Below are 8,085 nucleotides of genomic sequence, written 5' to 3' on the forward strand. Positions count from 1 at the left end.
TCACTCTTTCAAGTACCATTCGGAATGTATGCCTCTTGAACGATTCACAATCTTGTCTTGTTTCCTTAGCTTGGTTAGCAGATTGCCAATCTTGGAGCGTTTCTGATCTTCATTGAGTATATCAGGCAACTTCTTCCACAATAGTTTGGTTATTTCCTGTTTGCTCAAGGAATGATGTTCGGCTAGTGCTTTTAATATGAGGTCGCAATAGTAACTGTCTTCAAATCCCTTATTGTTGGAATAATCGGTTTTTTGGTTCAACTGTTGTGCCACATGTTTGGCAATGAGCAGATTCGGCTTTCTTCCTTCGATTAACCGTTTTTTGCGTAGCCAGGCTATTTCCTTGTCACTTACCGGATGTCCCAGTTGAACCCTGTTCAATGCTTCCACTTCCATCAGCGTCAGGTTTTTGTGGTTGGCCAGTATGTTGGCATATTCCATATTGATAATTTTTCCGATGATGGTCACCTGCACGTGGTTGTTTTGCAGATTATAGTCGGGTAAAGGGAATAATCGCTGGCGCTGGAAGTTGAACATTTTCCGAATGCCGCTGCCGATTGTATCGACCATTCGCAAATCTACCATGGCTCTTGCCAGAAAGGCATTGCGGTAAACTTCTTCGGGAGCATCATTTTCGAGCACATTGCTGATGCTTTGCGGGATGAAGCTGCCTTTATTGGAAAAGACCAGTTTGTCTTCGTATTCTACCACATTGATTTGCCCTCCCAACGTATAATCCTGATGTGCAATGGCATTATTGAGCGCTTCACGTATGACATAGGGTTCGTACGTATCGACTTCCTCGGGAAACAACGTTCGAAACTCCGGATTGATGTACCTGTATTTCAGATTCCTTATTTTCTTGAAAATTGCTTCGGCATTCAGGATAAAGGGACATCCCCTTATTTCGTAGTCACGCTCATTCCCCTGCGAATCTTTCAGGATCCAGCGTATCTGTGCGACGGCAGGCGAAAGAAGGGCACCACTTTCTTCCTTGCCTAACAGAACAATGGCGGCATGGGTAATCTTTCCCTTGACAGTTATTTTGGCTTTGTTCAGGAAAGTCATGTCGTCCCAGCTTTCTGCTTCCTGCGCCTTTTCCTTGTGCTTGGAGGCATACAGTTCTCTGGCTTTCCGTATGGCCAGCGGATCGAGGTCATCGATGGTGGCATTATCTACGATTTGGGCACTCCAGTCGGGACGGGGGATTCGCCGTTGGAGCAAATCATGATACAGAGGTTGGGGCATGACGGATGTGCAGCTTTCAATCCTCCGATATGGTTTTCCGTCGAATAAATAGGGTTTTCGGCCAAGTTGGTCTATAAAATGGATTACGATGACCTGGCGCGAAGAGGAAGGCAACGAGACGTATTGTATGTGAGGAGTATAGGCAGGCTCAAATTTCCGGATGGCTGTTGCAATATCCCGTCGGGTACTGTCCGTCACTTCTTGTCCGCGTATAATGCCCTTGTCTGTCACACCAAACAGAAGATATCCTCCACCCTCTGAGTTCAGAAAGGCACATCCTGTCTCCATTCCCCGAGTCAGCTGTCCGGTTGTTTCTTTAAATTCCAGCGAGTCGGACTCTTCGGCAGATATCAGTTGTTGTATGTCTTCAATCGTAAAGGGCATGATGGATGAATGAAGAATTAAGAATGAAGAACGGGAGAATGATGGTTGTCCGCAGGCAATTCTTCATTCTTCGTTCTTCATTCTTCATCGTTGATGGTTTATTTCACTTCACTTCCCGGCTTCACCTCGCGCAGTACGGAAGTGACGGCCAGCGAACCGTCGTAGTCTTCGGCAGAGAGGATCATGCCCTGGCTGACGAGGCCGTTCTTGAACTGGCGCGGAGCCAGGTTGGCGATGAACAATACTTGCTTGCCTACCAGCTCTTCGGGTTTGTAGTGCTGGGCGATGCCGCTTACGATGGTGCGGTTCTCCAGACCGTCGGCAATCTTGAACTGGAGCAGCTTCTTCATCTTGGGTACGGCCGAGCATTCGAGTACGGTACCTACACGGATATCGAGCTTCTCGAACTCTTCGAACGAGATGACGGGTTTCACAGGGTTAGCCTTGTAGTTGGCTGCTTCGTTGGCCTTCTTGGTAGCCAGCAGCTTGTCTACCTGTGCCTGGATGGCTTCGTCGTCAATCTTCTCGAACAGCAGTTCGGGTGTGCCCAGCTGATGTCCGGCAGGCAGCAGGTCGGTGCGTCCCAGGTTGGCCCAGTCGAAGCTTTCCATGTTCAGCATATGGCGCAGGCGTTCGCTGCTGAAGGGCAGGAAGGGTTCGAAGGCAATGGCCAGGTTGGCTGTCAGTTGCAGGGCGATGTGCAGGATGGTCTGTACGCGGTTCATATCGGTCTTTGCCAGCTTCCACGGTTCGGTGTCGGCCAGGTACTTGTTACCGATGCGGGCCAGGTTCATGGCTTCCTTCTGTGCATCGCGGAACTTGAATACGTCGAGCAGCTTCTCTACTTCGGTCTTCACGTCGGCAAACTCCTTCAGTGTTTCGCGGTCGTAGTCGGTCAGTTCGCCACAGGCGGGCACTATGCCGTCGAAGTATTTTTTGGTAAGCTGCAGGGCACGGTTTACGAAGTTACCATAGACGGCTACCAGTTCGTTGTTGTTGCGTGCCTGGAAGTCTTTCCAGGTGAAGTCGTTGTCCTTCGTCTCGGGAGCGTTGGCGGTGAGCACGTAGCGCAGCACGTCCTGTTTGCCGGGGAAGTCCTGCAGATATTCGTGCAACCAAACGGCCCAGTTACGCGAAGTGGATATCTTGTCGCCTTCGAGATTGAGGAATTCGTTCGAGGGCACATTGTCAGGCAGAATGTATGAGCCTTCGGCCTTCAGCATGGCAGGGAAGACAATGCAGTGGAATACGATGTTGTCCTTGCCGATGAAGTGGACGAGGCGTGTTTCGGGGTCTTTCCACCACTTCTCCCACGAGTCGGGCAGCAGTTCCTTGGTGTTGCTGATGTAGCCGATGGGGGCGTCGAACCATACGTAGAGCACTTTTCCCTCGGCACCTTCTACGGGCACGGGGATACCCCAGTCGAGGTCGCGGCTCACGGCACGCGGCTGCAATCCCATGTCGAGCCACGACTTGCACTGGCCATAGACGTTGGGACGCCATTCCTTGTGGTCTTCCAGAATCCACTTGCGCAGCCATCCTTCGTGCTTGTCCAGCGGGAGGTACCAGTGCTTGGTCTCCTTCATGACGGGCTGGCTGCCGCTGATGGCGCTCTTGGGGTTGATGAGCTCGGTGGGGCTCAGCGTGGAGCCGCACTTCTCGCACTGGTCGCCATAGGCACCCTGGGCGTGGCAGCGGGGGCATTCGCCGGTGATGTAGCGGTCGGCCAGGAAGGTTTTGGCTTCTTCGTCGTAGTATTGCATGGAGGTCTTTTCGATGAATTCTCCCTTGTCGTAGAGTTTGCGGAAGAAGTCGGAAGCCGTCTTGTGATGTATTTCGGAAGTGGTACGGCCGTAAACGTCGAACGAGATGCCGAACTCTTTGAACGAGTCGCGTATCAGTGTGTGATAGCGATCGACGATGTCCTGCGGCGTGCAGCCTTCCTTCTTGGCGCGGATGGTGATGGGCACTCCGTGCTCGTCGCTTCCGCCGATAAAGATGACGTCTTCCTTCTTGAGTCGCAGGTAGCGGACGTAGATGTCGGCCGGTACATAGACGCCGGCCAGGTGTCCGATATGAACAGGTCCGTTGGCATAGGGCAGTGCCGATGTCACGGTGGTACGTTTGAATTTCTTTTCCATATCTGTATGTATCTCTTTTGTTATGAACGCTTTTGGAAATAAATATGTGCAAAGATAGCGGTTTTCTGCCAATTTGGTATATACTTCCAGAATCTTTCCAGATTTAGCCCTCATCTTTGCAGCAAACAAATGAGTATGATTAACTAAAAAAGAAAGGAAATGATTATGAAACTGAAGATGTTTTTTATGTTGCTGGCAGCTGGCCTGTTGAGTCTGAACCTGCAAAGTTGTGACGACGATGATGACAAAGGTATTGCCGTATCGGCCGAATTGCAAAATGCCTTTGCCGAGAAATATCCTAATACACAGGTGGTGAAGTGGGAGACGGAAGGTGCCCATTACGTAGCCGAATTCTATAATGACCGGTACGAGGCCGATGCCTGGTTTACTCCCGACGGCATCTGGCAGATGACCGAGACCGACCTGCCTTACGATGCACTGCCTGCAGCGGTGAGAAGCGCTTTCCAAAGCAGCCAGTACGCCCAGTGGAAGGTAGAAGACGTGGACATGGTAGAACGCAGAGCGATGGAGACAGTCTACGTGATTGAAGTAGAGTCGGGCAATCAGGAAATGGATCTGCACTACAACGTTGACGGTATTCTCGTAAAGGAAGTGCCCGATACGGACGGTGGCTCCGGCAGCTACTTGCCTTCCGACCTGACAGATGCCATGCGTACCTTTATCGAAAAGAACTATCCCGGTGCCAGCATTGTAGAGACTGACTACGAGGCCAACTGGGTAGAGGTAGACATCATTCACGACCGCATGGCGAAAGAAGTACGCTTCACTACTGCCGGTGAGTGGGTTTCCACTTCGTGGGACATACGTTTGACCGATGTTCCGCAGGTTGTAAAAGACGCAGCCCTGGCCGCCCATGCCGGTTTCGTGATGGACGATGCCGACTACGTGCAGACTCCTGCCGGCGATTACTACCTGATCGAACTGGAGAAAGGCGAACAGGATGTATATGTAAAGGTGCAGGCAGACGGGACGGTGCTGCAATAACGGTTGTATTTTCTTGACTGTTTTCCAGATACAGAGGGGCACAGAGTACGAAACGGGTGTTCAACGATCGGCGTACTTCTGTGCTCCTTTTCTTTTTCAGTCCTTTGGTGTGCCTGGATAAGGTCTGTCTTTGTCATGCCCCTCATTACTCCTTTTCCCCTCTCTTCCCTACCTTTCTATCGTCTTTCTCCTTACTTTCGTTTCATCTCGCGTGCCGGGATGTACATCTCGGCAGTCGGGATACACATTTCAGCGCGCGGGATGTACGTCTCGCGCCGCGAGATGTAAGCTGTCTAAAGGATGGGAGCATTCTTCCTGCTACATAGCTGTATGCTTCTACCATATCCAGTTATTCCTTTCCCTTATGTTTGATGTGCTTTATGCGGATTTTCCGTACCTGCTTCTATTGTTCCTTTGCATAAAAAGAGTATATTTGTGCAACATAAACGTATTAATCGAGTAGCTATGATTACAACCCAATTATTGCATCCTGCCAGCATCGTCGTGGTAGGGGCTTCGAATAATGTACACAAGCCGGGAGGGGCTATACTGAGAAACTTGATCAGCGGCGGATATGCCGGTGAGTTGCGTGCCGTCAATCCGAAAGAAGCGGAAGTGCAGGGCGTCAAGGCTTATGCCGACGTGAAGGATCTTCCCGAAACCGATCTCGCTATACTTGCCATTCCGGCTCCGATGTGTCCCGATGTAGTAGATGTGCTGGCTGCCGAGAAGCAGGTCAGGGCATTCATCATTCTGTCGGCGGGCTTCGGTGAGGAGACGCACGAAGGAGCCTTGCTCGAAGACCGCATACTGGCTACGGTGAACCAATACGGTGCCTCCCTTATTGGCCCCAATTGTATCGGCTACATGAACGCATGGCATCACAGTGTCTTCAGCCAGCCCATTCCGCAGCTGCATCCACAGGGTGTGGACCTCATCTCCAGTTCGGGCGCCACGGCTGTCTTCATTCTGGAAAGTGCCGTGACTAAAGGCTTGCAATTTAATTCCGTATGGTCGGTGGGTAATGCCAAGCAGATTGGAGTGGAAGACGTGTTGCAATACATGGACGAGCATTTCGACCCCGACCGTGACTCACACATCAAGCTGCTCTATATCGAAAGCATAGGCGACCCCGACCGTCTGCTTTTCCACGCCTCTTCGCTCATCAAGAAGGGTTGCAAGATAGCTGCCATCAAGGCCGGGAGCAGCGAGAGCGGAAGCCGTGCGGCCAGTTCGCATACGGGGGCCATTGCCAGCAGCGATTCGGCTGTCGAAGCCCTTTTCCGCAAGGCAGGCATCGTGCGCTGCTATTCGCGCGAGGAGCTGACCACCGTAGGCTGTATCTTTACCCTGCCCGAACTCCGTGGAAAGAACTTTGCCATCATCACCCATGCCGGAGGTCCGGGCGTGATGCTGACCGATGCCCTGAGCAAAGGCGGACTGAACGTACCGAAGCTCGAAGGTCCCCTGGCCGAGGAACTGAAAGCGCAACTCTATCCCGGTGCGGCGGTGGGTAACCCCATCGACATCCTGGCTACCGGTACGCCCCAGCATCTGAAACTGTGTTTGGACTATTGCGAAAACAAGTTCGACAACATCGACGCCGTAATGGCCATCTTCGGTACGCCGGGTCTGGTGACGATGTTCGAGATGTACGACGTGCTGCACGAAGCCATGCAGACCTGCCGTAAACCGATTTTTCCCATTCTGCCTTCCATCAATACGGCTGGAGCCGAGGTGGCCGACTTCCTGAAGAAAGGCCACGTGAACTTTGCCGACGAGGTGACACTGGGTACTGCCCTGACCCGCATCATGAATGCTCCGCGTCCAGCCGCCAACGAAATCGAATTGTTTGGCGTCGACGTGCCCCGCATCCGCCGTATCATCGACTCCATCGATACCGACGGCTACATTGCCCCCAATCAGGTACAGGCCTTGCTCCATTCGGCAGGCATACCGTTGGTCGACGAGTTTGTGTCGCCCAAGAAAGAAGAAGTACTGGCTTTTGCCCGCCGTGCAGGGTTTCCTGTTGTGGCGAAGGTGGTAGGCCCTGTTCATAAGTCCGATGTAGGTGGCGTGGTGCTCAACATCAAGACTGAGCAGCACCTGGCGCTGGAGTTCGACCGTATGATGCAGCTGCCCGAAGTGACCGCCGTTATGGTGCAGCCCATGCTGAAGGGTACGGAACTGTTCATCGGTGCCAAGTACGAGGAGAAGTTTGGCCACGTCGTGCTGTGCGGCTTGGGAGGCATCTTTGTCGAAGTGCTGAAAGACGTGTCGTCGGGTCTCGCTCCGTTGTCCTACGAAGAAGCTTACTCCATGATCCACTCCCTCCGTGCTTATAAGATAATCAAGGGTACACGTGGCCAGAAGGGCGTCAACGAAGACAAGTTTGCCGAAATTATTGTCCGCCTCTCCACCCTCCTTCGCTTTGCTACGGAGATCAAAGAAATGGACATCAATCCTTTGCTGGCCACCGAAAAGAATGTGATTGCGGTGGATGCGCGCATCCGTATCGAGAAGTAGTCGTCGCAGGCAATCATTTTTTCTCCAGTTAGGAAAAAATTATTCCCCAGTTGGCCGGAAGATGGAGGCTAACTGGGGAATTATGTTATTATTGTAGTGTACTGAAGCGATAAAGATAATACATGTACAAAAAGTGTGTATATTATGATTATCGGTTTACTGTTTGAGTAGTCCTAATCTGATAATAGTTCTTTATACACAGCTCCACTTACTTTTATCAATAATCCAGCTAAATTGAACTTGCCTGGTTCGCGAGCCAAGCAAGTGTTGTTAATACGTTGTCGGGAATCAAAGCTGTTTCACCTCGCCAAGTCCTTCCAGAAAAGCCCAGGTAGTGCGGAACGAACGCTCGGCCATCGTGGCCCAGAAGTCACGATACTGCGAAAAGTTGTCGTCGTGTGCGCCCGGCGTGTCGCTGATGATGCGGAAGCTGAGGAAAGGCACACCATAGACGAAGCACGTCTGTGCAATGGCGGCCGACTCCATGTCGACGGCAAGTCCTTCGGGGAAGTGGCTCTTGATGTCGGCCAGTTCGGCGGCGGCTTCCACAAAGCGGTCGCCCGTACAGATAAGTCCGCCGTGTATGCGGCTTTCCAGTCCGGCGCCGTCGTTCAGGTTCAGGGCGTGTTGCAGCAGCGGGGCGCTGGCTTCGTAGTACAGGGGCATGCCCTGCACCTGTCCGTAACTGGTTCCGTCGTTGCCGCAATAGACGTCGTGATATACCAGACGGTCGCTGGCCACCACGTCGCCCACCCGCAGGCGGGTATCGATGCCTCCCGCC

Annotated in this window: 5 protein-coding genes; 2 read left to right on the forward strand and 3 right to left on the reverse strand. The window is 52.2% G+C overall.

Translation table 11 applies throughout. The features are described from left to right. Positions 1 to 1,632: an RNA-binding domain-containing protein gene (locus QVP67_RS10830; RefSeq protein ID WP_022163582.1), complete on the reverse strand. Its 1,632-nt coding sequence runs from the start codon at positions 1,630 to 1,632 to the stop codon at positions 1 to 3. A 98-nt stretch (positions 1,633 to 1,730) separates the two neighbouring features. Further along, positions 1,731 to 3,773, reverse strand: coding sequence for a methionine--tRNA ligase (metG, locus tag QVP67_RS10835; RefSeq protein ID WP_288180122.1), 2,043 nt, complete (start codon positions 3,771 to 3,773; stop codon positions 1,731 to 1,733). 165 nt (positions 3,774 to 3,938) lie between these two features. Here metG and QVP67_RS10840 point away from each other — a divergent pair, with 165 nt between their 5' ends. Further along, positions 3,939 to 4,778 carry a PepSY-like domain-containing protein gene (locus tag QVP67_RS10840; protein WP_288180123.1) on the forward strand — a complete coding sequence of 280 codons (840 nt, stop codon included), beginning with the start codon at positions 3,939 to 3,941 and terminating at the stop codon, positions 4,776 to 4,778. Positions 4,779 to 5,243: 465 nt separating this feature from the next. Next, the gene (locus tag QVP67_RS10845; protein WP_022163585.1) at positions 5,244 to 7,304 is read left to right on the forward strand and encodes an acetate--CoA ligase family protein; all 2,061 of its coding nucleotides are present in this window, start codon (positions 5,244 to 5,246) and stop codon (positions 7,302 to 7,304) included. A gap of 288 nt (positions 7,305 to 7,592) precedes the next feature. On the opposite strand, the gene mtnN is transcribed toward QVP67_RS10845, so the two are convergent. Then, positions 7,593 to 8,085, reverse strand: a 493-nt coding sequence (mtnN, locus tag QVP67_RS10850; protein WP_288180124.1) for a 5'-methylthioadenosine/S-adenosylhomocysteine nucleosidase, incomplete at its 5' end; no start/stop codon positions are given.

This window comes from Bacteroides sp. CAG:633, from assembly GCF_000435115.1.
Lineage (GTDB): Bacteria > Bacteroidota > Bacteroidia > Bacteroidales > Bacteroidaceae > Bacteroides > Bacteroides ndongoniae.

Bases quoted from the DNA above. Each gene is read 5' to 3' on its own strand.
- QVP67_RS10830 (WP_022163582.1), bottom strand. From the start codon at position 1,632: ATGCCCTTTACGATTGAAGACATACAACAACTGATATCTGCCGAAGAG.
- metG (WP_288180122.1), bottom strand. From the start codon at position 3,773: ATGGAAAAGAAATTCAAACGTACCACCGTGACATCGGCACTGCCCTAT.
- QVP67_RS10840 (WP_288180123.1), top strand. From the start codon at position 3,939: ATGAAACTGAAGATGTTTTTTATGTTGCTGGCAGCTGGCCTGTTGAGT.
- QVP67_RS10845 (WP_022163585.1), top strand. From the start codon at position 5,244: ATGATTACAACCCAATTATTGCATCCTGCCAGCATCGTCGTGGTAGGG.